Annotated in this window: 19 protein-coding genes, 1 tRNA gene and 1 pseudogene; 8 read left to right on the forward strand and 13 right to left on the reverse strand. The window is 58.9% G+C overall.

Going from position 1 to position 26263, the window contains the following annotated elements:
• Nucleotides 1-1014: pseudogene (locus HMPREF2935_RS02305) on the forward strand (IS1249 family transposase); the annotation flags it as partial.
• Nucleotides 1015-1176: 162 nt separating this feature from the next.
• Here HMPREF2935_RS02305 and HMPREF2935_RS02310 read toward each other — a convergent pair.
• Both HMPREF2935_RS02310 and HMPREF2935_RS02315 read right to left on the reverse strand, forming a co-directional pair.
• Nucleotides 1177-1253: transfer RNA gene (locus tag HMPREF2935_RS02310), tRNA-Met, on the reverse strand.
• Nucleotides 1254-1412: 159 nt separating this feature from the next.
• The gene (locus HMPREF2935_RS02315) at nucleotides 1413-4379 is read right to left on the reverse strand and encodes a UPF0182 family protein (protein ID WP_070731833.1); all 2967 of its coding nucleotides are present in this window, start codon (nucleotides 4377-4379) and stop codon (nucleotides 1413-1415) included.
• A gap of 121 nt (nucleotides 4380-4500) precedes the next feature.
• On the opposite strand from HMPREF2935_RS02315, the gene HMPREF2935_RS02320 reads away from it, so the two are divergent.
• The gene (locus tag HMPREF2935_RS02320) at nucleotides 4501-5052 is read left to right on the forward strand and encodes a PPA1309 family protein (protein WP_061921059.1); all 552 of its coding nucleotides are present in this window, start codon (nucleotides 4501-4503) and stop codon (nucleotides 5050-5052) included.
• Nucleotides 5053-5142: 90 nt separating this feature from the next.
• Complete coding sequence (locus tag HMPREF2935_RS02325; RefSeq protein ID WP_235591011.1) at nucleotides 5143-5826, forward strand: beta-N-acetylglucosaminidase; 684 nt, start codon at nucleotides 5143-5145, stop codon at nucleotides 5824-5826.
• Here the strand turns inward: HMPREF2935_RS02325 and HMPREF2935_RS02330 are convergent.
• Entirely contained in the window at nucleotides 5823-6887 is a 1065-nt protein-coding gene (locus tag HMPREF2935_RS02330) for a YlbL family protein (RefSeq protein ID WP_061921055.1), read from the reverse strand. The genes HMPREF2935_RS02325 and HMPREF2935_RS02330 overlap by 4 nt on opposite strands.
• A 93-nt stretch (nucleotides 6888-6980) precedes the next feature.
• Here HMPREF2935_RS02330 and HMPREF2935_RS02335 point away from each other — a divergent pair, with 93 nt between their 5' ends.
• Entirely contained in the window at nucleotides 6981-8357 is a 1377-nt protein-coding gene (locus HMPREF2935_RS02335; RefSeq protein WP_070731835.1) for a zinc-dependent metalloprotease, read from the forward strand.
• Between the two features lie 45 nt (nucleotides 8358-8402).
• Here the strand turns inward: HMPREF2935_RS02335 and HMPREF2935_RS02340 are convergent, their stop codons facing one another.
• Nucleotides 8403-8912 carry a M48 metallopeptidase family protein gene (locus tag HMPREF2935_RS02340; RefSeq protein WP_062035654.1) on the reverse strand — a complete coding sequence of 170 codons (510 nt, stop codon included), beginning with the start codon at nucleotides 8910-8912 and terminating at the stop codon, nucleotides 8403-8405.
• A gap of 61 nt (nucleotides 8913-8973) precedes the next feature.
• Between HMPREF2935_RS02340 and HMPREF2935_RS02345 the strand changes: the two genes are divergently transcribed.
• Nucleotides 8974-9837, forward strand: a complete 864-nt coding sequence (locus tag HMPREF2935_RS02345; protein ID WP_083313161.1) for a hypothetical protein — start codon at nucleotides 8974-8976, stop codon at nucleotides 9835-9837.
• A gap of 75 nt (nucleotides 9838-9912) precedes the next feature.
• Here the strand turns inward: HMPREF2935_RS02345 and HMPREF2935_RS02350 are convergent, their stop codons facing one another.
• From HMPREF2935_RS02350 to HMPREF2935_RS02385, 8 genes are all read right to left on the reverse strand, one after another.
• Nucleotides 9913-11967 (reverse strand): ATP-dependent DNA helicase UvrD2, encoded by a 2055-nt coding sequence (locus HMPREF2935_RS02350; RefSeq protein WP_070731837.1) that lies wholly within the window; start codon nucleotides 11965-11967, stop codon nucleotides 9913-9915.
• A complete protein-coding gene (locus HMPREF2935_RS02355) occupies nucleotides 11960-12679 on the reverse strand; it encodes an NAD(+) diphosphatase (RefSeq protein ID WP_070731839.1) in 720 nt (239 codons plus the stop codon). The genes HMPREF2935_RS02350 and HMPREF2935_RS02355 overlap by 8 nt, the downstream gene beginning before the upstream one ends.
• Nucleotides 12679-13740, reverse strand: coding sequence for a potassium channel family protein (locus HMPREF2935_RS02360; protein WP_235591010.1), 1062 nt, complete (start codon nucleotides 13738-13740; stop codon nucleotides 12679-12681). The genes HMPREF2935_RS02355 and HMPREF2935_RS02360 overlap by 1 nt, the downstream gene beginning before the upstream one ends.
• Before the next feature lie 156 nt (nucleotides 13741-13896).
• On the reverse strand, nucleotides 13897-17106 hold the full coding sequence (locus tag HMPREF2935_RS02365; protein WP_070731841.1) for an ATP-dependent helicase: 3210 nt from the start codon (nucleotides 17104-17106) through the stop codon (nucleotides 13897-13899).
• On the reverse strand, nucleotides 17090-20266 hold the full coding sequence (locus tag HMPREF2935_RS02370; protein ID WP_246817762.1) for an ATP-dependent DNA helicase: 3177 nt from the start codon (nucleotides 20264-20266) through the stop codon (nucleotides 17090-17092). Before HMPREF2935_RS02370 ends, HMPREF2935_RS02365 begins: the two co-directional genes overlap by 17 nt.
• A complete protein-coding gene (locus HMPREF2935_RS02375) occupies nucleotides 20263-21042 on the reverse strand; it encodes a hypothetical protein (protein ID WP_070518140.1) in 780 nt (259 codons plus the stop codon). Before HMPREF2935_RS02375 ends, HMPREF2935_RS02370 begins: the two co-directional genes overlap by 4 nt.
• 9 nt (nucleotides 21043-21051) lie before the next feature.
• Nucleotides 21052-22002, reverse strand: coding sequence for a DUF3152 domain-containing protein (locus HMPREF2935_RS02380; RefSeq protein WP_083281217.1), 951 nt, complete (start codon nucleotides 22000-22002; stop codon nucleotides 21052-21054).
• 69 nt (nucleotides 22003-22071) lie between these two features.
• The gene (locus tag HMPREF2935_RS02385) at nucleotides 22072-22296 is read right to left on the reverse strand and encodes a DUF3107 domain-containing protein (RefSeq protein ID WP_061921035.1); all 225 of its coding nucleotides are present in this window, start codon (nucleotides 22294-22296) and stop codon (nucleotides 22072-22074) included.
• Between the two features lie 76 nt (nucleotides 22297-22372).
• Between HMPREF2935_RS02385 and HMPREF2935_RS02390 the strand changes: the two genes are divergently transcribed.
• Nucleotides 22373-23698: a DEAD/DEAH box helicase gene (locus HMPREF2935_RS02390; protein ID WP_070731843.1), complete on the forward strand. Its 1326-nt coding sequence runs from the start codon at nucleotides 22373-22375 to the stop codon at nucleotides 23696-23698.
• Nucleotides 23695-24933 (forward strand): Rv3212 family protein, encoded by a 1239-nt coding sequence (locus HMPREF2935_RS02395; RefSeq protein WP_062035661.1) that lies wholly within the window; start codon nucleotides 23695-23697, stop codon nucleotides 24931-24933. The genes HMPREF2935_RS02390 and HMPREF2935_RS02395 overlap by 4 nt, the downstream gene beginning before the upstream one ends.
• Before the next feature lie 38 nt (nucleotides 24934-24971).
• Here the strand turns inward: HMPREF2935_RS02395 and HMPREF2935_RS02400 are convergent, their stop codons facing one another.
• Nucleotides 24972-25448, reverse strand: coding sequence for a hypothetical protein (locus tag HMPREF2935_RS02400; RefSeq protein WP_062041780.1), 477 nt, complete (start codon nucleotides 25446-25448; stop codon nucleotides 24972-24974).
• Between the two features lie 561 nt (nucleotides 25449-26009).
• Between HMPREF2935_RS02400 and HMPREF2935_RS02405 the strand changes: the two genes are divergently transcribed.
• The coding region (locus HMPREF2935_RS02405; RefSeq protein WP_070732123.1) for a WhiB family transcriptional regulator at nucleotides 26010-26263 on the forward strand (254 nt) is incomplete at its 3' end.

Consider the following 26263-nt stretch of genomic DNA (forward strand, 5'->3'; position numbering starts at 1 on the left):
CACCTCCACAGCGACGTTGTCTGAACTCGCCGGGCAACAAAGGGTGAGTCGTTGGACACTTGATCGCCGATTCGAACCGTTTTGGCTCATCGACGTCCCCAACGACGGTGCCCCGCAGCGCGTCTACGATCAGATCTTCATCGACGGCACCTACACCGCGGCTGGCTGCCTACTTGTGGCAGCCAGCCGCGACCACGTCATTGCATGGCACTGGACCAAACACGAAACAGCCCACGCATACACGCAGCTACTTCGCAAAATCGCCGAACCACTCTGCGTCGTCCTCGACGGCGGACAAGGCGCACTCACCGCGATTAAAGCCTGCTGGCCAAACGCGATGATTCAGCGTTGTCTCGTCCATGCACAACGCGTCATCCGCCGCTACACCACTCACGGCCGCGCACCGACGCCGGCAAAACCATCTACGCACTGGCGCTGAAACTAACCCGTGTCACCACACTCGAACAGGCACGGGAGTGGACGCTACGTCTGCACGACTTCGGTCAGGTATTCAAAACATTCCTCAACGAGAAAACACCCGTGCCAAAAGAACGCCGAACACTCAATAACCAGTGGGAATGGACTCATCTGCGAATACGCAAAGCCTACAACTCACTGCTGCACCTATCGCGCAACAATTGGTTGTTTACTTACCTTAAGCCACCACCGAATGCGCTTGATCCTAAACGCTGGGCTTCAACGACAAACAGTCTTGAAGGCGGCATAAACGCCCAGCTCAAACGCATCGCCGATGCGCACCGAGGCAGGTCAGGGGAACGCCAACGAAAAATGCTCGAGTGGTACCTCCACACCAAAAAGCAACTGCCTGACGATCCGCTAAATATCGCCAGGCAGTGCAATTATGGCCAAGATCAACTCGCCAAAGTCAACTATCTTGCCGAAGAAGACCACAACAAAGCCGACCAAGAAACAGGCCGACCAGCCTTCTACGACAACGCTATCCCAACCGAGTACGAACACTCGATAGGAATCAGAAAAGACCCCATGAAGTAACTAACCGTGTACCCGCCCCGCAACACGCCGAACGGACACACATTCTGCTACTTAACCCACAAAAAGCCATCGCTAAAGTCCCGATTTGAGTCCCAGGACGTGCGCCTTAAGAGAAATAACTAAAGCCCCTACCAGTGTTTCTCCTGGTAGGGGCTTGGAAGTTGGTAGCGGGGGCAGGATTCGAACCTACGACCTCTGGGTTATGAGCCCAGCGAGCTACCGAGCTGCTCCACCCCGCGATGTGATGAACTTCCGAACATCTACGCTTTAACGAGACTGATTATTTTCATAACCGCTCTCGTCGGCGACCTCTGTAACTATACAGACAGATAGCCACCCACCCAAATCCCCTGGGCAGGTGGCCATTCGCGTTTATCTAGGCAGTATTTTCTACTTGCCTACTTCGACTCGACCTTCTTGTAGGCCTCAACAGCCTGGTCGAGCTCGTCGAGAGCCTTGCCGTATTCCTCGAAGGAACCGTTGCGGGCTTTCTCTACGTTGTCGAGTGCTTTGTTGATGCCGTCAATGGCATCGGCCTCACTAAAGGCCGCCGGTGCCGAGGCAGGAGCCGAAGCCTTGCCCTCATCCTTGGACTTGGAGTCCTCACCGGAGTCCTTCTTCGCGTCAGCTGGACTGCCGTCGCCGTCGATCTCAGTGATGTCCTGCGCGGACTTAGGATCGATGCCCACCTGGTCGAGGGCCTCACCGATAGTCGGGGCATAACCCACGCGACCCTTGTAGGAAACGAGAACGCGTAGCAGCTTCGGGAACGCGGATTCCTGGTCCTTACGCTGCGAGTAAATAGGCTCCATGTAAAGAATCTCGCCGCCGCCTACCGGCAGTGCCAACAGGTTGCCGTAGTTCAGGTCATTCGAGCCTTCCCACAGCGTGCGGTCACGAGCGACCTGGTCGGAAGACATCATGGCGTCCTGCGCCTGCTTCGGGCCCTGGGTCTGAGTATTCGTCGGCAGCACGCGAACGGTGATCTGACCGTAGTTCTCTGGGTCCGAGGACACCGCCATATGCGCGGAGAGGAACTGACGGTTCAAACCGCGATAAGAAGTAATCAGCTGGAAGCTTGGCTTCCCGGACTTCGGATCCGCCGCCATGACGTAGTAAGGAGGTTGGTTCAAACCACGTGCCTCGCCGGCGGTTGGGTCTTCTGGCACAGACCAGAAGGCATCGTTATTAAAGAACACGCCTGGGTCGGAAACGTGGTACTTCGCCAACAGATCGCGCTGCACCTTGAACATGTCTTCCGGGTAACGGAAGTGGCCGCGCAGCTCGTCAGAGATTTCCGCTTTCGGCTTGACGACGCCCGGGAATACGCCCTCCCAGGCCTTCAGAACTGGGTCCTGGTCATCAAACTCAAAGAGATCCACGGAGCCGTCATAAGCGTCGACAGTAGCCTTCACAGAGTTGCGGATATAACCCACCTGCTCGTTGATAAGCCGCTGGCTGGTGCCGTTCGGGTTCTGCGTATCCTGCGTAGAATCTGCCAGCGAGGTGCGCTGCGAATAAGGCAGGGACTCGAGAGTGGTATAACCATCCACAATCCACTTGATGCGGCCGTCAATGACGGCTGGGTAGGTGGCAGAATCGGTGGTCAGCCACGGCGCTACCTTTTCCACGCGCTTGCGCGGGTCGCGGTCATAGAGAATCTTAGATTCGGAGCCCACGCGGTCAGACAGCAGCAGGTTCATCTCCTGGTACTTCAGCGCATACGCGGTGCGGTCCACAATATTGCCGATCTCAACGCCGCCCTTACCGTCATAGGTGTAAGTGGTGGAATCGGTATCGTACTCAACTGGCTTATCACCGGTCTCGCCCACTACGGCGTAGTCACGCCCATCGCGTGCGCCGGCAATGACCGGACCATAGTAGGTGCGCGGCTGGTCCACCTTGATTCCCAGGGACTTCTCGGCGTCCTTGGTCTCGCCTTCACCCTCATGCTGCTTGCCCTGCTGGGTTTGCAGATCGGAGACGGTAAAGATTGGGAATCCGCCGCGGGCAGAGCCGGCGTCGCGCGCAACCTCGTCGACCGTGTTTGCTTGGGCTGCAACGAAGCCGTTTCCGTGGGTATAAACCGTGTGGCGGTTGATCCAGTTCTGCTGGTTTTCCTGCAGCTCATTCGGATCCAGCTCACGTGCGGCGACCACGAAGTCGCGCAGTTCACCGTCCACGGTGTAACGGTCCATCGCCAAGGTCTCTGGGAAACCATAGAAGTTCTTCAGCTGCTGCATTTGGGTAAAGGTTGGCGCCAAGATATCCGGATCCAACAAGCGCAGGTTCGAAATCGTGGAGGAATCCGAAGCCACCTTAGAATCGGCTACTTCCTCTGCTCCCCAGTTCTCCTCATAGGTAACCTGCTCATCCGTGAGCCCGTAGGAATAGCGGGTGGATTCAATATTGCGGGCGATGTATTCCGCTTCCTTTGCCTGGCGGTTCGGGTTGACGGAAAAGCGCTCCATCAAAAGCGGCCAAGCCTGACCGATGATGACAGAGGAAAGCAGCATCAGCACCACTGCAAGTGCAGGGATACGCAGATCCTTGATTACCACCGCAGCGAAAATCGCCACTGCTACGACGACGCCGACGACCATCAGAATGATCTTGGCCGGCAGGTAAGCATTGATGTCGGTGTAGGAGCCGCCGGTAAACAGCGAGTGTTGGTTGTACAGAAGCTGATAACGATCCAACCAGTAGCCTGCTACCTGCAGCAGCATCCATAGGCCACCGGTTACCGCAAGCTGCACGCGAGCCGGGCGAGAAATGGAGCCGCGCACACCGGAGGCACGGTTGCCGATGCGAATGCCGCCCAAAATGTAATGGCTAAACAGCGCCAGCAAGAAACACACCAGAAGCAGCATCGAAAACGCCGAAACGATGATGTTCCACACCGGTAGCTGGAAGGCATAGAATCCCAAGTCCTTGTGGAACTGCGGATCATCAACGCCGAAATCCTGGCCGTTTAAAAAGAGCATGAACTGGCGCCACGAAGCCTGCCCCATCAGGCCTGCCACCACACCGACTAGCAGCGGGATAACCTTTAGGAACACGCCCATGGTCTTTTCGATGGAACGACGGTACTGGTAAACCGGCGAATTCAGATCGTTAAAATCTAAGCTCTCGGGGCGGCCCCGCCATGCAACGCGGCCCGCGGCATAAACCACGCCTGCCGATACCACTGCGAAGATGACAAAAAGCACGATTCGCGCTACCAAGGTGGTGGTAAAGACACCACGGTATTCAATTGCGCCGAACCACTTCCAATCTGTATAAAAGCCCACTAACAATGGGCCGATGAACAGTAAGGCGGCAATGATAGCGACCGTCCAGGACAAGCCCCTGGGAGGTCGCTTCATTGGGGCAGCGGGTCGGGAGATACCAGAGGCCAACGCCAGCTCCAATCAAAATCGTGCGAATATAAGCGGTATAGTCTTCCAGCTTAGGGAAGCAATACACAGTTAACGAATAAGGAGTCTCATGAGTTCCCCCGAGCTTTCTCAGCCAGCATTAAACAAAGCCATGCGTGAAGCAGTGGAATTTGTCCACGCTGAGGGCTGGGAGGCACCCCCTACCCTTTTCGCTCTGGTGCCGACTTCTTTGGTCGCGGACCAGCTGGCAGAGCTCAATGAGGAAGACGCTTCCCCGCTGACCCTTATCGTGCAGGACAATATCCCGGAAAACATCGAACCCGGCTCCGAGCAGCTAGCCGATTATGTCTCCCGCGTGGTCTGGCCACACGAGATCGCCGGCGTCATCTTGGCCCAAGAGATTAAATTCCGCGACACCTCTGCTGAGGCTGGCCAGAGCGCAGACTCTAGCCCGCGTCCTGCACGCCTTTTCTCCGGTGTGCTGCGTGAGGAAGGCGTCGAACTGACCCTGCTGCAGGTGCGCCCAACCGAGGAAGAACTGGAAGCAGCCGGCCCGTTTGCACAAGACGATATCCAGCTGCGCGGCGGCCCAGACGTGGCACCGGGTGTCATCGCCGCATTGCGCTACGGGCTCGAACAAGATCCCGATGAACTCGACTAAACTGAGGCACTAAGTGTCTTAGACCCAAATTTCTCTACACCTGAAGTCTCAATGCTTTCTTTTGAACTCACAGCTTTGAAGGAGTACCTCGTGCGAAATTCCTTGTCCGCCCGCACCGCCTGCGTAGCAGCTGGACTGTTTGCTGCAAGTTGCTCCCTCGCGGCATGTGGGGACGGCCAGGAGGCTAGCCAGCCCGCACCGGCTGCTCCTGTAGCTACCAGCCAGAAGGCTGAAACCCCGGCCCCGAAGACGTCGGCAAGCACCGCTACTACCACTTCTTCTGAGCAATCCTCGGCCGAGGCCACCACCTCCGAGGAAACAGAATCTGGCGCGAGCGAGCCGGCAAGCGAGTCCGCCTCCGCTTCTGCGACTGCTGCCAATGGCGAAAAGAAGGGCAACGGAAAGCTCTCCAAGCAGGTAGAAGAAGCCTACGAGACCTTCGAAACCCTTGTTCCGGTGGAGATCTTCCAGCAGTTCGACCGCTGTGATCCCAACGGTGTCGCAGATTCTTATAACTGCTCCGGCTCGGAAATCGGCCAGTTCCAGTTCTTCAAGAACAAGTCCAAGGCCGCCCAAACCACGCAGGTGCTCACCGAGCTGCGCAGCTCCCGCGTGGTCAAGGATGAAGGCGACCGCGTCGTCGGCTGGTCCATGCTGGGCAACACCGCCATCTTGACGGTGGTGGATAACAAGGACGGTCTCGTGATGCAGCAGATGATCTCAACCGACCAAGACGATCCCGAAGAGCGTCTTAAAGAGCTCGGTCTTATCTAATTGCAGGTCTGAACCTGCTTGCCGTGGGCGAAGTCATCCATCGCCTTAATGGCATCGTCCAGGGTCTCCACCTTGGCAACCACCATGTCGCCGGTGTCGCGGCTCGTGGCCTCCGCGCAGTTGTCTGCGGGTGCTAAGAAGAGCTCGGCGCCGGCTTCTTTCGATGCGGCGACCTTGTGCACGATTCCGCCGATGGGACCCACCGTGCCGTCTTCGCTGATGGTGCCGGTACCGGCAACGAACTTGCCGCCGTTGAGCTCGCCATCAGAAAGCTTGTCGATTACCGCGAGGGTAAACATCATGCCCGCGGACGGCCCGCCGATGTCCTGCAGGTTGTAATCAACCTGGATATCTTCCTTAGGCTTCGAGGTCATCGAAATGCCCATCAGCGCCACCGAATCATCGTGTGGATGCGCCGCCAGCGTGACCTTTTCTTGCAGCTTCTTGCCACCGCGTTCAATGCCGAGTTCAACCTCATCGCCGGGCTTCTTCGCGCGGACCATGTCCTGCACCTGCCCCGGCTGCGTTACCTTCTCACCATCAACGGAGGTAATAACGTCATCTGCACGCACGACCCCCGCGGCAGGTGCATCCTCTAGAACCTGCGCCACCACGATCTTCACTGGCACGTCGAGATAATTCATCGCAGCGACCGTCGCAGCCGACTCCGACTGTGTGAAGGCCTGCTCGTTCGACTCGTTTACCTCTTCATCCGTCTGCCCCTGCGGGATGACGGTATCGATTGGTACCAGAGTGTCATCAGTCATGATCCAGCGCCCCAAGGCTTGCGTCAGCGTCATGTTGGTGCGCACAGACACGGTGGTCATATTGAGCTGACCGGAAGTCTCATAGGTCTTTGGCGCTTTCACGTCCACGACCTCAGTGCCATCAACCTCGCTGAGCGTATCCACGGTTGGGCCAGGCCCCTCGGCCGCATAAGGCACGGTTAAAGCAATATCCGTGCCAGGGATGCGATCGATGCTCAAGGCACCACCCAGCACGATGACCGGGATAGCGCCCCAAACGAGCGTGCGGAGGCGTCGATTTTCTGGTGAATTCACGAGGAATTAGCCTACAACGTTTTCATCCTTGTTCGCTGACAGCGTTGCGCGAGCGATGGAAACAGCCCACCGCCAGCCGGTACATTGGAGCGCATGAGCAACGGATTCGGTTTTTCTTTTCCCAACAATGATGACGGTGACGACGATAACTCGCGCCGCGACCAGAACCCGTTTGGCGCCTTCGGCTTCGGCGGCAGCGCCGCGGGCGGTGGTCTAGGAGACCTTCTTAATCAGTTCGGCCAGATGCTTTCTGGCATGGGCTCCTCAATGAACTCTCCTGATGGCTCCGGCCCGGTCAACTATGAGATGGCCCAGCGCATCGCGCACCAGCAGATTTCCAACGACAAGGAAATCAGCAGTGCCGATAGCAATGCGGTAGCAGAAGCCGTACGCCTAGCGGAGCTTTGGCTTGACGACGCCACCGAATTGCCCACCGCTTCCGGCAGCGTCAAAGCGTGGAACTCCAGCGAGTGGCTCGAAGCAACGATGCCAATGTGGAAGCGCTTGGTTACCCCAGTTGCCGAGCACATGAACAATGCGCAGCTGGAGTCAATGCCGGAAGAAGCCCGCGAGATGATGGGTCCGATGGCAAACATGATGAATCAGATGTCCGGTATGAACTTTGGCATGCAGTTGGGCCGCGCACTTGGTGACCTTGCCACCCAGGCACTTACCGGCTCCGACTTTGGTATTCCGGTCTCCCCTGCCGGTAGCACCGCGCTTTTGCCACACAACATCCAAAAGATCGCGCGCGATCTCAATGTGCCGGGCCAGGAAATTCTGGTCTATATTGGCGCCCGCGAGGCCGCCCGCCAGCGCCTGTTCAAGCACGTTCCGTGGCTGGTTGAGCGCTTGGTTTCCTCCGTCGAGGAGTACGCAATTGGCCTTGTCATCGACACTTCCCACATCGAGGAAGCAACCCGCGAGCTCAACCTCGAATCCGGTGACCCACAAGCCATCCAGGATGCGATGAGCAAGCTGCAGGGCATGGATCTGACCCCGCGCATCACCTCCCGCAATGCCGGTGCTGTCTCCCGCCTGGAAACCTTGCTCGCGCTCGTTGAGGGCTGGGTTGATCAGGTAGTAAACGATGCACTGGGAGATCGCATCCCGTCCACCTCCACCATGAACGAGGCGTGGGCGCATCGCCGTGCCACCGGCGGATCCGCAGAAAAGGCCATTTCCAAGGTCGTCGGCATCGAGTTATCTGCGCCGAAGGTCGACGCTGCTGCCGAGCTGTGGCGTCGTGCGACGGTCGCCGTGGGCGTTGACAAGCGCGACAAGGCTTGGGACCACCCAGACTTCCTTCCTACGGCAGAGCACCTCGATAACCCGGCCGCCTTCATCGACAGCTTGCTCGACGATGCCACCGATTCCGGTTTCGAGGAAGAATTCGCAAAGCTTGAAGAAATGCTGCGCGAGCAGGATGAAAACGGCGATTCCAATAGCTCCGATGAAGACAAGGAATAGCGCCTAGGGCCACTGCCTATCTACCCCGTTGCCATTAGAGGCCTATCAGCCAAAGCGCTGGTAGGCCTCTAAGTATCCCTTGGCCCGCTCCGCTTTCGGCGCGCGGTCAGCCCACTGCCAAAATTCCGGCCCGTGCCCGGGGATGAAGGTATGAGTCAGCTCATGGATGACGACAGAATCAAGGACATACTCTGGTACGTCCTTGAGGCGATCGGTGATGCGAATGTCGCCGGTAGAGGTAGTGCAGCTGCCCCACCGTGTGTTTTGATTGCCCACCCAACGAATTGAGCCGATCTTCGCTCGCCCGTCGAGGAAATTTTTGTTGAGCTGGACGGCACGCTCGTGCAGATCAGCATCAGAGCGCCGCGTCGAGGTGTGCTTGCGCGCTACCTTCGCCTGCATGTCGGCCACGGCTTTGGCCTCCTCTTTCGCCGACATCCAGGAAGGAATCCGGACTTCTAAGACGCCGTCGACAAGCCGTGCTTGCACCGTCCGCTTGCGCTTTGCAGAACGGATAACGCGCACGGCGACACCTGAGTTCTCATTACTCGACATGACAGGTCATTGTACTTGTGCTGGAATGGGAGCAACGAGCGTGGCTTTTAGGGGGAAAAGCATGCCAGTTGCATCGCAAGAGCAGTCAACGACTGCCTACATGTTGGCGCCGGGGGTAAGCATTCTGGAGCGCGAGCCCGGCGTCATTCAGTTCGGCATGGACGCCACTCGCGTGGGGGTGGTCGAGGTGGAAAGCGAAATTATCGCTTCCCTGTCTCGCCTCCACCAGCCCATTACGCGCGATAGCATTCAGCGGCTACTCACCCGCGCCGGCATGGAGGAAACCGCTGCGAGCTCGCTGATTGAGGATCTCATTTGTTACAACATTTTGTGGCCGGAGCCTGCACGAAGCTGCGTGGTTGTGCTGGGCAAAAGCCCGCTTGCCGAGGCCATACGGACAGCCGCCAGCCAGGATGGATTCGTGCTGCGTAAACAGCTAGAACAAGAAAATACCTACTCTTATATCAAGGCTGTCAGCCCGCATTTTCCGGTGGTAGCGGTGGATTTCCTTGATAAGCCGGTGGAACTGGCTGAAGCACTGCGTAAGTGCAAGGGCGACTTTCTACCTGTGTCGATGTTTGATGCCCGTGGTGTAATTGGCCCCCTGCGAACTGCCGGCCGCGGGCCGTGTCCCATGTGCTCGCATCTGCACCGAATCGACGGCGATGAGCAGTGGCACAACGTCGTCGCCCAATTGGATGCGGCAGATGCCAAGGCCGACGAGGTCATTATCAAAGCGGTTGCCATGCAAACCATGATCTTTTTAAGACGGCTTGCAGGCCGCCCCAGCCCACCTGGTGCAAAAAGTAGCCGCGTCATCCAAGGCGAGTTACTGGAGGTAGACCCTTACGGCCACAACCAATACCGCCTAGTCCTCGAGCATCCGAAGTGCCCCTACTGTTTTGAAAGGTCCCAGCGGCACTAAGCGCTAGCACCGTGGCGCTTCCCTGCGGCATCTGGCTAAAAATGCAGGTCTGGGTTTGCTGCCCTGGGTACTTGCTCAGCTGCGCAGCGTGGAGATGATCTGCAGAACTTCCGCACCATAGCGCTCAAGCTTGGAGGGGCCGACGCCGGAGATTTCGAGCAGCTCGCCTTCATCAGCCGGGAGGGCCTCAGAGATTGCTTGCAGAGTGGCATCGGAGAAAATGACGTAGGCCGGCACTTTGGCATCACGGGCGGTGTTCGCACGCCAAGCGCGCAAGGCGGAGAACACTTCTTCGTCGCCCTCGTAATCGCAGTACTCGTGGCGTCCCAGGACCTTTTCAGCCGGGCTGCTCAACGGTGCGGCACATACCCGGCACTTGCGCTCGCGATAGCGCCTACCGCTACCAGCGCTTTCTTCGATTCCCGGCACCAAGCCGTCAAGGAAGCGGGTGCGTTCACGGGAGGCCCGAGAACCAGTGGTCTTTGCCAAAGCCCAAGACAAAGTGAGGTGCTCGCGGGCGCGGGTGATTCCGACGTAGAACAGGCGGCGTTCTTCTTCCACTTGCTCGTCACCTGCCTTGATGGCGTAGTTGATAGGTAGCAGCTTCTCCGTCAGGCCCACCAAGAACACGGCGTCCCACTCCAAGCCCTTGGCCGCGTGGATGGTCGCCAGCGTGACGCCTTCCATCGTGGGGTTCTGCTTATTCTCAGAACGGCGATGCAACTCTCCCAGCACTCCGCTCAAATCAATGCCTTCATGGTCTTGGACAATTTGCTCGATGAGATCCACGAGAGCATTCAGCGACTGCCAACGCTCACGTGCCTTGGCACCCTGCGGCTCGCTAGGCGTAAGCCCCAATTCAACGAAAGCAGCGCGAGCGATGGCGACGGGATCCGCCGGCAAGTCTTCACGGCGGGTAGCCGCAATGAGCACGCGGATTGCTTCCAGGATTTCCGGGCGGCGGAAGAAGCCCTCGCCACCGCGGACTTGGTAGACGATGCCGGCGTCGGCAAGCGCCTGCTCAAACTGCTCGGACTGGGCGTTGATGCGGTAGAGCACCGCGATCTCAGAGGCCTTAACGCCCTTGTTGAGCAGAGTCAGGATTTGGCCCGCGACTTCCTTTGCCTCGATCTCTTCGGATTCAAAAGCCTTGAACGTCGGCTCCGGGCCGGGCTCGCGCATACCCTGCAGCTCCAAGCGTGTACCGGCAGCGCGGCCAGATGCCTTCGCGATGACGCGGTTGGCCAAGTCCGTTACCTGCGGGGTGGAACGGTAGTCACGCTGCAGCTTCACGATTGTGGCGTTGGGGTAGGTGCGCGAGAAGTTCAGCAGATAGTCCGGCGAGGCACCATTGAAGGAGTAAATCGTCTGGTTGGCATCGCCAACCACAGTGAGGTCATCGCGCTCCCCCAGCCACGCATCTAGAACCCGCTGCTGCAGCGGGGTAACGTCCTGGTACTCATCCACCACGAAGGTGCGGTACTGCTCACGGAAGACCTCTGCCACGGAAGGGACATTCTCAATGGCGCCAGCGATGTGCATGAGCAGGTCATCAAAGTCCAAGAACATGCGGTCCGGAGTGGACTTGAGCTGCTCATAGCGGCGGAATACCTCCGCGACCTTGGCAGGTTCAGCAGGCGCTTCGCGGTCTGTCGTGGCGATTACCTCCGGATAGGAATCTGGCCCAACCAGCGAGGACTTAGCCCACTCGATCTCGCTGAGATAATCCCTGATGGAGTCCTTCGAATTATCGAGATTCAGCGAGCGCACCGCACGGGCAACGAGGGAGAACTTGTTATCGACGAGCTCCCACGGCAAATCACCTGCCACCTGCGGCCAAAAATAGCGCAGCTGACGCCGCGCCGCCGCGTGGAAAGTCAGCGCCTGGACACCGCCGACTCCCATGTGGTTGAGGCGGTCACGCATCTCGCCCGCAGCACGGGTAGTGAAGGTAACCGCCAGGATGCGCTGCGGGCTAGCGAAACCTTGGTCCACCATGTTGGCGATGCGATAAGTAACCGTACGGGTCTTACCGGTGCCCGCGCCCGCCAGGATGCACACCGGCCCACGCGGGGCGGTGGCTGCTGCAAGCTGGTCCTCGTCCAATACGGACAAATCCGGCCTATTCACCGTGGTACCACTCCATAATCATCGTGTGTGCAATCGTGCCCTTGCGGGCAATGTTTAATTCCGGCAGCTCAGCGCGTGAAACCCAGCGGATTTCTTCGACCTCGCCATCAGTATCGCAAACAGCCTGGACATCATCCGTGACCGCACTAAAGCCCATCATCAACGAGCCACTCGGCGGCCAAGGCTGTGAGCCCCAATAGCGCACTTCGTGCACGCGCCTGCCGGTCTCCTCCAACGCTTCCCGCGCGAAGGCTTCTTCCAGGTTCTCCCCCGGTTCGACGTAGCCCGCGATGAGCGAAAAGAAGCTATTGCGCACGCGGTTGCGAGCCAGAAGGATCTTATCCGTGCCTGCCAAGTAGATAATGCCGATGACTGCGGGATTGATCCGCGGAAAGACCATGCGGCGTGGGTCTTTGAGCGAGCGCCCGACGACGCCCGGTTCTGGGAAGTACAGTTCATCACCCGTACGCGCATCAAAACGCGTCTCCCGGCGATTGCGAACTAAATGGATGGCCTTGAGGATGTCAGGGTTTTCTGCGAAGAAGGCAGCGTCACGGAGCGTTCCCAGCTTCGTAGCGGATTCATCGGGGACAGAAAACGCCTGAACGGCCCCTACCTCAACGAGGATGGGGCCGCTGGGCTCCGCGACCAAGACCGGCGCACCCGTGTCATCGACCGGCACTCGGTTGCTCTCGGTGACAGGAAGAAACACTAGTCTTCTTCGTCCTCTTCTTCAGTTGCCTGCTCCATCTCGTGCTTGATGTAAAGGAGGCGATCACCGGGCTTGAGGGAGTAAGCATCCGCGGTATCCACGCGGTGCAGTTCGTTGTTACGCAGCACTGCCAGCACGATGTCTGCGAGGTGACGTGGGTTGGAGCCCACCTCGAACTCGCGGACCGCACGTTCGGAGACGGAAAAGCCCTCGTTTGGGGAGAGGAGATCCTCCATCATTTCCACTACCGTCGGCGTTACGGTGGCAAGGCCCAGCAGGCGTCCGGCAGTCTCCGCGGAGGTAACCACGGAATCGGCACCCGATTGGCGCAGCAGGTGGCGGTTCTCAGACTCACGCACCGAAGCGACAATCTTTGCCTTCGGGTTCAGCTCGCGCACCGAGAGAGTACACAGAACGGCGGTATCGTCCGTGGACGGAGTCACGACAACAGACGCCGCATTCTCGACGCCCGCGATGCGCAGGACATCTTGCTTAGTGCCGGAACCGAAGATGGTGACCAGGCCGTGGTGTTCAGCGTTCGCGAGCGAGGCACGGTTGGTGTCGATGACCACGATCTGGGAGGCCGGGACGTCGTCAGCCAGCAAAGCAGCGACGGCGCCCGCGCCCTTGGTGCCGTAACCAATAACAACAGTGTGGTTGCGCAATTGCTTTCTCCAATTCTGGATTTCGAATGTACGACGTGCTTTATCTGTCAGCACTGACAGCGTCGCGCCGACCAACAAAACAAGGAAGATCAGGCGGGCTGGCGTAACTATAAGCAGGTTGACGAAGCGGGCTTGCGGGGTCACCGGGACGATATCGCCGTAGCCCACTGTGGTGAGAGAGACTGCGGCGTAGTACGCAGCATCGAGAAACGACAGGTTCTCGCTGTAGCCATCACCATCGAAGTAAACAACGACGGTGACGAAGACAAGCAGCGCGAATGCCCACAGGACGCGGCTGCCCAGCTGCTTCCACGGGCTGTCATTGTCAGCACGCGGGACCGTGATCACATCAATGAGCGCGTGATCAGGCTGCGACGTCAGCTCAATCTGCGGCATGAAGCGCGCCTTAAAGCGACGGCTTATGCGTTGCGCACGTTGTTTCGGCACTGGACTTTGGTCTTCCTCTAACTTTGATTTTTGTGGCTTTAGCGGCACGCGTTAACGCGAGCATAGCCATAATGGGACCCGCGTTTTACGAACCGGCTAAATACCTTAACCCGCAGAGGCAGAAACTGACGATTCAAGAAGCTCCACCAGCCGCTTTCCGGTGGGCAAATCCCGCGGTTCAAAGAGATAGCCGTCATGGACATAGAAGAATGCCGCGCGTACGTCTTCGGTGCTATGCACGCGCCGCCATGCCTCAGCATAGACCGCAAGCTGGATCTCTGCCGCGCGCATATCCGCGCCTTTAGGCGGGCGGCCAGTTTTCCAGTCCACGATAAACCAGGTGCCGTCTGCTTCGCGGAAGACTGCGTCCATGCGTCCGCGTACTACCGAATCACCGATGGTGATTTCAAAAGGCGCCTCAACGTATTCCGGGGTGCGCTGCGCCCATTCGGAGGAAAGGAACGCCTCCTTCAATGCTTCCAAGTCCTGCTCAGGCTGTTCATCGGAGCCGGGCAGTTCATCCTCCGACAACAGAGCCGGCGAACCAAACCTATCTTCCAGCCAAGCGTGGAAAGCGGTACCGCGTTTGGCGTATGCATTCGGCTTAAAAGGAATGGGACGTCGTTGGCGCCGCGCGAACTGAATGGGGTCTGAACTGAGCGAGACCATGTCGGAAGCTGTCAGCTCGGTGGGAAGCTCTACGTCCACGACAGGTGCTTGCAATGCCGCGTATTCCTCGATCAAAGCACCGGCTTCTTGTTCCCAAAGCTCAAAGGTTTCTCCTGCGCGCAACTCCGGAAGTTTTTCCATGGCCTCCAGCACAGTCTCCGCTGCCTTCACAGCATGCGAGCTAGCTTCCAGCGCTGGGAAAGTGCCCTCGAGCGTTACCTCGTGCGCGGCAGCCTCCTCGGGGCTAGCGGGTACGTCCCAATGCTGGACCAAGTCAGGATGCTTTGCGCGCAGCAGTTCTAGGTATTCGTAGGGCCCCTTCTTCGACTTATTTTGGACCTTGTTGGTTCCAGAACCCGTAATCGTCAGCGTGGACTCGGTGCGGGTCATCGCAACGTAGAACAGGCGCGCGCTTTCCTCGCGCTGGTTCTGGCGCACGCTTTCCTTATAGGCCTCGCATGCCTTGCCGAATTCCGAACGCTTTGTAGCATCAGGGTCCAGCTCGATGACGTCTTCGTCACCGGGGACCTTCTCCACGAAGGTGAGGAAGGTTTCGGCTTGGCCCTTGTAGCTCGTGGAGTCAGCGTGGAGCACACAGACGTGCTTCCACTCCAGGCCTTTGGATTTGTGCACGGTCATGATTTGCACGCGCCCGGCTACAGCGGGAACTTCGCCGGGAGTAAGGCCGTCTTCGCGTTCGCGTGCCATCGAGAGATAGTCCAGCAATGCGGAAAGGGAATCGCCGTGGAAATCGGCGACGACGTCGGCAAAAGCGTCCAGGTGCGTGGTGCCGCCCAACGTGCCGCTGGCTAGGACCTCGGTGCGGATATTAAAGAGTGCTTCGATGTCGGCGAAGAGATCCGATAAAGACTTAGACAGCGAGTAGGTACGCAGGTGGCGCAGTTTCGAAGAAAGCTCCTCCATGCGCACCAGCCCCGGCGCGCTATAGCGTTCGCGCTCGCCAAGGTCTGCCAAAGCATCGGCCAGGCCCAAGATTTGTCCAGTGCCTTCTTCAGTCAGCTCCGCTAGTTGGGCGGCGAGATGCTCGACTGGGTCGCCGCCCTCCCAACGCAACCGTCCTGATGCCGCTGCATCGCCGCCAGCAAGGTTGCGTTGACGTGCCAACAGCTGCTGCAGATCCTTTACGCCCAGCCCGCACATGGGCCCGGTGAGCACGCGCAGTGCGGCGTTGGTGTCCTGCGGGCGGACGAGGATGGTGGCAACGGCAATGAGATCTTGAATCTCCGGCTGCCAGAGCAAGCCGCCTAGGCCGACGATTTCATTCGGCACGCCTGCGTCATCTAAGGCTTGTGCGATAAGGGGTGATTGCTTATTCGTTCGTACAAGCACCGCCGCGCTGAAATCGTTTGGGTCCTCGTATCGCTCATAAAGGCTCTTGAGATGCTGGGCGATGTGTTCATGCTCCTCGCGCTCAGAGGCAAAATACCCCAGCTCGATATCGCCTTCCGGCGCGCCATCGCGCGGCTGCAGCTCATCAACAGGCCGTGGGCCAGCGGACTCGGAAAAGAGCTTGGCCGCGACGTCGTTTGCCAGTTCCAAAGCCCGCTGTGGGTTGCGCCAGGATGTGGTCAGCTGGTCCTTCGGTGCAGGTGAGCCATCTTCCTGGGGGAAATCCTCTACGAAGGCCGCAAGATTTTCTGCCGTGGCGCCACGCCAACCGTAGATAGATTGCATTGGATCGCCCACGGCCGTTACGGATACGCCTGGGCGCACGCCGCCGAACAGGGAACGAAGAAGCACGCGCTGTGCATGGGAGGTGTCCTGGTACTCATCGAGCATCACCACGTTGAAACGCTGGCTTTGCTGCTCGCCTACTGCGGGATGGCTCTGGGCCAGCTTGGCGGCGATTGCCATTTGCTCGCCAAAGGTGATGACGCCACGGGCCGCTTGTTCTTCCTTCAGGGCCTCAACGAGTGGAAGATACTCCACACGCAGCTGCTGGCGGTCTAGGTACCGTTGCACATCCTTGTTGAATTCCGGGCCGTTTTTACGGGTCTTCTCTAGGTCATAAGCGGTGGCAGTGAAGATCCGGGCATGCTCCCGGATATCGGCCGGATCCATCAACGCGTTATCGATGGATTGTGCAAGCTTGAGCAGGGTCTCAGTAACCGTGGCCACCGACTGGGACGCAGATAACTTGCCGCCGTAATTGAGCACGACATCGTGCGCGATGGCGAAGCGTTCTGCGTCTGTAATAATCCGCGCGCTTGGCTCAACCGGCATGAGCAGACCATATTCCCGTACCAAATCACCCGCGTAAGAGTCATACGTGGCGACCTTCGGCGCAATGTTTTCCAGCGCTTCCGCCGCTGCAGAATCCGGCGCGACGATGCGGGAATCTCGCAGCTTCATCAATTGCTTGCGGATGCGCTGCTCAAGCTGCTGAGCTGCCTTGCGGGTAAAGGTTAGACCCAAGACGTTTTCTGGGCGCACCATGCCATTGGCCACAAGGTAGACCACACGCGAGGCCATGGTTTCCGTCTTGCCAGCGCCCGCGCCGGCGACGACCAGCTTCGGACCGAGCGGGCCCTCGATGACCTTGCTCTGTTCATCCGTCGGCGGGAAAGGCTTATCCAGAGCAGCAGCAAGTTGCTGGGGGCTTAAAAGTTTAGTCTGCGAGCTCATCAGAGACCTGCTTTCCTTCTGCTTGGATGGGACAAATGAACCGGATTGCGCAGCGCCCACAGGACTCATTTTCCCGGGCGGTCAAGTGCTGACTGGAAAGTTCAGCTACCAGCGCGGGCAGCTTCCCAGCGAATTCTTCTAGTTCTTCCGCCGGCACAGCAGCTTGGTCACGGCTGGGGATGGACTTTTGATCAGTGCCTGGATAAACCAGCACGCCGCCACCGCGAGCCATACCCTCACCCGTGCGGATTACAGGACCGTGTGCCTTGTCTTCGTTAGCGTCGCACAGCTGACCATGTGCCAAGGCCAGCTGATAGGTCTTTAGCTGCGCATTGTCTTTGGCTTCCTCACGAGACGGCGCGCTGCTGCCCGTCTTGAGGTCAACCACCATGTAGTCTTCGCCTGCTTTAACCAGGCGGTCCAAATAACCTGCCACCTTAATTCCCGGCATGACCTCCACGGAGACCGGAACCTCCACGCCAACCAGCTCAAAGGTAGAAGCAGTGTCCAGGGCCCACTGATGCGTGCGCTCAAGCAGGCGGTCAAAGTCCGCGAGCTCGGAGTCTCGCTTCCAGCTGGGCGCATTAAGGATGAGGCCAAAAGCATCCTTGACCATCTTTTTGCCAAGTTCTGGATCCACGCCGCGGCCCAGCGCCTCAAGATATGCATGCGCCATGGTGCCGCGCAGCAACGCCAGCGGCGTCTCTTCTTCCTCGCTCAAGTTTCCAAGTACTGCATTGAGCGGACAACGCAACAGCGCCTCCACGCGGGATGGCGAGACACGGCCAGTGGGCGTGCCAGAGTCTTCCGTTTCTTCCGCTACCGCCACCGAGCGTGCAGCCCACCATTGCTCAGGATGGGCTCCGGGCACTCCGGCCTTGGCAAGCCGTGCGAGCTGACGTGCCGCCTGACTGCGCTCGGCCTCCCCGCTTTCAGGATCCATGACCACACGACGCAATTGGGCTACGAAAGAAGGCACCGAAAGCACCGCTACCTCGAGCGGGTCAATTTCCCGCTCACCGCGCGCTGATACCGGTTCGGGTTCGGCCACTTGCAGGCCCAACTCTTGCGGCAAACGCACCGCGCGCAGGCGCTTATTTGCTTCCCGGCGTTCGACTGCACCGGGCACGTCCACACTGCCCTGCCGCGCAAACTCACTAATAAAGCGCGACGGCTCTTCGGGCACGTCAGCATCGGGCGCATCGACCGCGGCGAGCAACAAACGCGCACGATGGCGGGTCGTGGCCACGTGGAACAAGCGGCGTTCCTCCCTCAAGCGGCTTGCCACATGGCTTACCGGCGTGCCCGGGGTAATCGACCGATCCAGCAGATCAATTAGCGCTTCCTGCTCAAAGATCGATCCCGTCTCACCGAGGGAAGGCCAAGCACCTTCCTGAGCGCCAGCGATGACCACGGTGTCCCATTCCCGGCCCACCGCACCGTGCGCAGTAATCACCTCTACCGCCTGCGGGATGGCGCTGCGGCGGTCACGCACGCCGGTGGGCAATTCTTGTTCTTCGATGTGCCGCAGGAAGGAATCGAGCGAAGCTCCGGGACGGCGCTCAGAGTAGTCACCTGCAGCATCAAAAAGCGCCATCATGGCATCCAGGTCGCGGTCTGCCTGCGAGCCGGTTGCACCACCGCGCAACGCAGCCGCCTGCAAACGAGCATCGAGCCCAGTGGCATTCCAGACCTCCCACAGGATTTCCTCGATAGAGGCTTGCGCATCAATGGCAGCGCGGCCTGCCTGCACAATCGCGCGGATGCGCTCCAAGATGGTTTCTTCGCGCTCGGTCAAAACCCCCGCGAAATCCGGCAACTGCCCTTCCAAAAGCCCACGCAGCGAATCAATGCCGCGCGCTTGTGGCGCCCACCGCCGCAGGCCACGAATCAGGCGGCGCAAGGTTACAGGATCCGCTCCGCCCACAGGCCCGGTAACTAGGTCTTCGAGTTCCGCATTGCTGAGTTCATGTTCGAGCGCCCGTAATGCCAAAAGTACCGACTTGACCAGCCTTTGCTCGGCCAAGATTACGTCCGTGGGGTTGATATGAACCGGCACACCTGCGGCTAGCAGCGTGCGGCGAATCTGGCCGATATCTCCGCTAGAGCGGACGATGACGGCGATATCGCGCCAGTCGACGCCGTCTTCCAAGTGCCGGCGGCGCACCGCATCGGCCACCACATCACGCAAGGTCGAGCGCGAGTCCACGATGCTGATGCAGGCAGGCGCTGGACGACGCTGCGGTTCATCCAGCACCAGCTCATGCTCTGCGGGAAAAGAAGTCAAGAACTCCGAATTGGCACCGCGGAAAGCAAAGACCGCTTGGTCAGGGTCACCTGCTATTACGGTCAGTTCCGCCCCACGCGAGAGCTTTTCCACAAGCAATCCGGAGGTTGGATCAAGCAGCTGGGCATCGTCGACGATGATGGTGTGCCACGGGTGGTTTTCGGTAGCGCTAGAGCGCAGCAGTACCTCGTTGACTAACTCCGCCGCCGAATAAGAGTGCAGGCCGGCTAGCTGTTGGGTGCGCTCATATTCCAGCAGGAATTCACCCGCCGCAGTCCACATCGGCCGGTCATACTTCTTACCCAACTCCATGAGCTCATCAGGACCTTGGCCGCGCTCGATAGCGCGCAACAGAAGGTCGCGCAATTGGCGCGCGAAACCCACGAAGGTCAGTGCCGGCCATCCCTCCGCCGGCCAGCTGCCGCGATGTTCTTCGGCTTGGCCCTCGAGTAGTTCACGGATGACGGCGTCTTGCTCCGCGCCGGTGATAAGGCGGATCTCTTCGTCCGCTGCATTACGCAACAGCGCAAAGGCCAGCGAGTGCACGGAGCGCACCATGGAGGCCTGCGCCGCGTAATCCTCAAGGTGTTCTGCCAGTTCACGGCGCAGGATGGCGCCAGATTCCTTGGAGGTGGAAACAACCAGAATGCCCGAAGGATCGGCGCCGCTGCGCAGCTTTTCCAAAACCACGTCAATCAGCAGGCTGGAAACGCCTGCACCAGCCGAGCCTAGAACGCGCCAGGTACCTTTTTGCGGCAGTGGAAAATCCCAAGTGCGCGTGCTGTAATTGGCATGGCGCGGCACGAGGCGCACTTGAGGGGAAGGCGGCAGAACGACGCCTACACGGGCAGTAGAACGGGGATCGTAACTCACCCGTTTAGTATTTCAGATGCCCTGGACACCAGCAGAGCTTCGACCCTTTCAATATTCGAACGCGTGGTTGACTTCGAAGCGGGATGCAAGTTATTGACGTAGCGGCGATAAGCTGAGGCGCGCAACAACAACTGCGGCATACCTGGCACGTGTCCAAAGCGCGAACAAATGCCATCATCCACAGACTCGGCTACTAGGCCGTCGACAATAACGAGTGCCGCGCTCCAGCCCAGTGGGCGTGGGGCTGCGGAAGGCACGACGTCGACAAGCGCCGGCGGATTCGCCCCAGAGTAAACGGTCGTGCCCAGCACGTCCACGTGCGCGATGCCCACGGGGAGGCTATCAGTTAGCTCCGCCGAATAGGCCTCCCCTGTCTCCGCCCAAGCGGCGCGCTCGGCGCGAGCGAAAACGTCGTCACGCTGGCCAACATTCGGCATAGGAAATGTAGAAAGCGCCGCGTCCAAGCGCAAGGCCATCTGTGCGGTTTCATCGATGCGCCCACGCAGCTGCCCTGGAACATACTGATTGGCCTTCCAGCCCGCAGCTGTAAAACGGGCATCCGTGCTAAGGACCGGCCGCACCACGCGCGCGCCTTCTACGGCGAGCTTCTCACGGACCTTGGCGGACCATCCGGAAAGCTCGTTGGCGCGGGCGAAGACAACGTCACCTACCTTGATGCCGTGATCCCACTCCGGTCCCAGAACCTCACTTTGGACTTGGCGGAGATTGGCGCCAGAGTGAAAGGCATTCAGCACATGCTCTGGAGGAAGCAACATATAGTTCTCCTATTCCGGCTTATGCGGATCTTTAACCCGCGGGTTTGGATACGGCCATGGATTCGGCTCGCAGGTTACATCCTCGTTGGGATAGACTTCTTTGGAATCTTTTTCATAGAGCTCAGCGTTGTTCAAGCTAAGCGTCTGCTGCATCATGACCGGCGCAAGCTTCCCCTCGCCGCCACACGCCTGGTGGGAGGCATAGCCAATGGCATGGCCAAACTCGTGGTTGATGAGGTACTGGCGGTAATTGCCCAAGTCACCTTCGAATGGCAGCGCCCCGCGCACCCAGCGGGACTCGTTGAGATTGACCGTGGACTCACCAGTGATTCCGGTGTGGCAGGAAGTCTCCGTTTCCAGCTGCGCGCCGCAGAGCTCAGCGGTGGTTTCCAGGGAGGTCAAGCGAATACGCGTATCTGGATTTTCATCGGCCTTTACGTGGGCGAATTCGAAGTCACCGGTAGCCGTCCAACCGCGTGGATCCCCCAGCGTTGCATCGACCATGGCAGCAAAGGCGGAGTCGCCTCCGTACGGGGTCGTGTCGACGCCGTTTTCAATCTCTACCGAGTAACGAACCTTCTTCTTGCCGCCCTTACCCGCATGCGCGCCGGCAGTACCCGCATCGCGGTAAGTATCGTCGCCCTTTTCCGAGAAATCACCGCCGGCGGGTAGCCCGTCCTTCGCCACAGCAATGCGGCTGGCCTTGGCGGGATCGGGGCCTACTCGGTCTTCTTCGGAGGTAGCCGCCGCGTCTCTGCGGGAAGCTACGGTGGCCTCTTCTTCTTGCGCGGGACGTGCGACGTCGACAAGCACCCACACGGTCAGCACCACCATCACTGGGATCGCAACAACGCGCCACCAACCATAAGCCTGTGCAAACCTGACGATCCACGGATCTTGGCCAGGCTTGCGATGCGGGTGACGTGGGGCGCGTTGCGAACTATCCACAGGGCTTTTCATGAGGAAATAGATTACCCGTTGCGCCCTTTTTGAGGGCAATTCCTCTGCTAGGACGCAAAGCTAATGGGTTTAAGCGCCTGCAAAACCGACGGCATGGGTCTTAGCGACGCCGATTTCTGCATAGACCACACGGTCGGTGCGGACGATGTACTTGCGGCCCTTGGTGTCTTCCAGCTCCAAGGTAGCGTTATCTGCCAATGCGGAATTGACCTTGGCTACCAGCTCTTCCTGGGTGCCCTCTGCGTGAATGACGAGCTCACGGGCGGTGTCTGCGAAACCAATCTTGATATCCATGAAAAGGTCTCCTCCTTAAAAGTTTAATTTAAAGTCTCAATGGCCCTACTATAGCCGTACCGGCTACTATCAAGTTGTGTCATTTCAACAGTCTGAGCCCTCGCAATCACCTACCTTTGCGTCCCTCGGCGTCGCAGCAGAGATCGTAGATGCCCTGGCCAGCCGCGGAATTGAGCGCACGTTCGCCATTCAGGAACTGACTCTTCCGATCGCGCTCGGCGGACAAGACCTCATCGGCCAAGCCCGCACTGGCATGGGAAAGACGCTCGGCTTCGGCATCCCAGTTCTAGATCGCGTGTTTGACGACGCCGATATTAAGGAACTAGACGGCACCCCTCGCGCCCTCATCGTGGTTCCTACTCGCGAGCTTGCTGTCCAAGTCGGCGAAGATCTTTCGGCTGCTGCTCGCAATCTCCCGGTACGCCTTGCCACTTTGTACGGCGGGCGCCCTTATGAAGAGCAGATCAAGATGCTCAACAAGGGCGTCGATGTTGTCGTAGGTACCCCGGGCCGCCTTTTGGATCTGGTTCAGCAAGGCCATTTGAGCCTCGAGCACGTGGCAATCCTCGTGCTCGACGAGGCCGACGAGATGCTTGATCTGGGATTCTTGCCAGATATTGAAAAGATTCTGGAAGCTCTCCACGGCAATGCGCACCAAACCATGCTGTTTTCTGCCACCATGCCTGGCCCCATTTTGACCTTGGCACGTACTTTCATGTCGCGGCCTATCCATATCCGCGCCGAATCAGGCGACGAGAACCAAACCCATGCTTCTACCCGCAAGGTGACCTTCCAGGCTCACCGCATGGACAAGTTGGCGATTGTCTCCCGCGCGCTGCAGGCGGAAGGCCGCGGCAAGACCATCATCTTCGCCCGTACCAAGCGCTCGGCAGCGGAAGTTGCAGGTGAACTAGCCCAGCGCGGGTTCCGAGTCGGCGCAGTGCACGGTGACTTGGGCCAAGCAGCGCGTGAAAAGTCCCTCAACGCATTCCGCGAGGGCAAGGTGGAAATCCTCGTGGCCACCGACGTTGCCGCACGCGGTATCGATGTCGACGATGTCACCCACGTCATCAACTATCAGGTTCCAGATGACCCAATGACCTTTGTCCACCGCATTGGCCGCACGGGCCGCGCAGGCCATACCGGCACCGCAATCACCTTGGTGGGCTACGACGAGCTGGGTAAATGGCGCCTTATCAACGACGAACTCGACCTCAACGAAGCAGAACCGCCGCAGTGGTTTAGCACCTCCCCCGAGCTTGCCGAGGCCCTCGGTTTTGAAGAGGGCATCGCCGAGTCCGTCGGCCCCGCGACTAAGGTAATCGGCACAACCCGCCTGCGCGAAAAGCCCTCGCCTCGCAATTCCACCCGTACCCGCCGTTCCAGGAGCCGCCGTCGATGAGCAAGACCCCAATCCTTCGCGCGAGCGCGACTGACTGGAAGTTGACTGGCGCCATCGCTGCGGTGTGTGCGATCGCTGTAGGAGGAGCCTACTTTAGCGCCGATATCCGCGACTCTGAGCTGGTTCCGGCAAGCCATGCCATGCCTGACGACGTCGAGGTGCTCGCGGAACCCCCGGTCAAGCTTGCCGAATCCTTCCGCTTGCCCAATACGCCCGTGCCGGGCCAATACCGCGCGCTTTCTGCGAAGGGGCTGACCATCACGCACGAGGGTGAAACAATTACTGCCTCTGACCCGAATGGCAATCCGGTATGGCACTACACGCGTGCGGGTTTAGACTTGTGTTCCCTGGGCACTGCTTGGGGCAAGGTAGTTGCCACCTACCGCACCGGCGTGGGCTGTGGCGATACCGTGGCTATTGATGCGGCGACGGGTCAGTACTCGGATACGCGCAGCGCTATCAATTCCGAAGATGTCGTGGCCATTGCCTCCAATGACCGAGTAGGCACCGTCTCTACTGAACGCGTAGACATTTGGCGCTCAGACATGGTGCGCACCATCGAATACGGCGATGTTAAGGCCAAGCAAGAGCCGGATATGCAGGAACACGAGGAGTGTTCCATCACCTCGGCTCTAACGCGCACTGAAAACCTCGCCGTTACTGAGTCCTGCCCAGAGAATCCAAACGTTACGTCGCTGCGCCTGATGGGCGCCACCCCGGAGGATTCGCGTAAGCCGGAGATTTCCGCCGATGCCACCATGGATAATCAAGGCTCGAGGCTAATTGCAGTGGGCCAAAAGGCCGCGGCGGTCTATCAGCCCGGCGAGACCCCGCGCATCGATTCTTACTCTGAGACCGGCGAAAAGACCGCCTCACAACCGGTTGCGCCTTCCCCGGAGGTTAATAACTCTTCGACGCCTTTCGCACCGGCTACAGCGGATCTTCCACACCACATGTCTTGGTTTGATGGCCAGCGCCTCTATTTGTTTACTCCGACTACGCTCAAGGTGGACCACGTCTTTGAGGACGCAATCGGAACCGGCATGGCAGTAGGAGATCGCCTGCTTATGCCAACCGATGAGGGAATCGCAGTGGTCAACTGGAGCACCGGTGAAACCGAACGCAACATCCCCGTCGACCGCGGCGACTACGAGGGCCCCGTCTTCCTCACGCAGTCTGGAACCGCCATCGTGGAACAACGCGGCGACACCGCAGTGGGCCTTAGCGCGCTTTAAAGCGCTGCCCGCACAATCGCCGCTGCCAGCGGCCCTAGCTAGCCACGAAAGTTGGCCTCGGCCCACTTCGCGGAGTCCGGCACGACCATCACAAAGTACAGCGCGGCAAGAGCGCTGGCAAGAGTAATAGCACCCAGTACCGCAGCGCCGCCGCTATACATCTGGAAAGAGCTCGCGGCAAGGATGATCTCGACGAGGACCACTGCTCCCCTGCCCCAGCGCTTACCCTTTGCAAAGGCAAGGGCACCGATAATCACAAAGCCGAACACGATGAAGATGAAGACAGCGGTGCCGAAACCAACGAAGTTGGAAGCGCCTGCCTCAGAGACCATCGAAGCGTTCTCAGCACCCTTCAATTCACGGATAATGAGGAAGAGGCCGAAGGCAATAACAGCCACGGACTGCACGATGGCAATGCCCGCAGCAATCAGCACCGAGCGCGGCGCGCCCGAATTCGCCGCGGCGCTTTTTTCAAACTTTTTGGCAGTGTTCTTCTTCGAATTCTTCTCAGTCACGCGCCACAGTCTACTCACCTGTTTAAAGCATGAGACGCATTGTCATGCCGTTACGGCGCGCGGATTTGATAACGCGTGGAAACAAGTACTGCCAATACGCGCCCTTAACTTTCGACGCGGATGCGCATCGGGGGCATCTGTCCAGAAGTAGATTTGACGGGATCCAAGTCACCACACTCACCTAAAATCACCCAAAGTGGCAGGTAAACTAATTATTGCCAGCTTTCTTGCAGGAAGAAGGGCGCCATTTTTCGCCGTTCACTTGCATGAAAGTCAGTGATCTTTGCCACAATTTACCTCTTAACCCTAGCGGGATGGAGGTAAACATGTCATGATTCTCAAGTAGCAAAAACAACGGGCTGTTTAAGCAGCCCAAAACTTGGAAAAACATCCAAGTGAACACAAAGTGAATCATGGCGGCGCCGACGCTGGCCCTAACTCGAGACAGGGCCCCACTGAGCGCAGACCGGTTCGCTCCCACCCCTGTTAATTGCTGTAGTCCGCATTTGTGGACCGCAGAGACCTGTCATGCTGTCTAAATTTTGTTAGGAGATTTCAATCATGGATTGGCGCCACGAAGCTGTTTGCCGCGACGAAGACCCAGAGCTGTTCTTCCCAGTAGGCAACTCCGGCCCTGCACTTACCCAGATCGCAAAGGCCAAGCTAGTTTGCAACCGCTGCCCAGTTTCCTCCGCTTGCCTGAAGTGGGCACTGGAGTCCGGCCAGGATGCCGGAGTCTGGGGCGGTATGTCTGAGGAAGAGCGCCGCGCTCTCAAGCGCCGCCGCAACCGCGGCCGCGGCCGCGCACGCGTTAC

The organism is Corynebacterium sp. HMSC076D02, assembly GCF_001813815.1.
GTDB classification, from domain to species: domain Bacteria; phylum Actinomycetota; class Actinomycetes; order Mycobacteriales; family Mycobacteriaceae; genus Corynebacterium; species Corynebacterium simulans.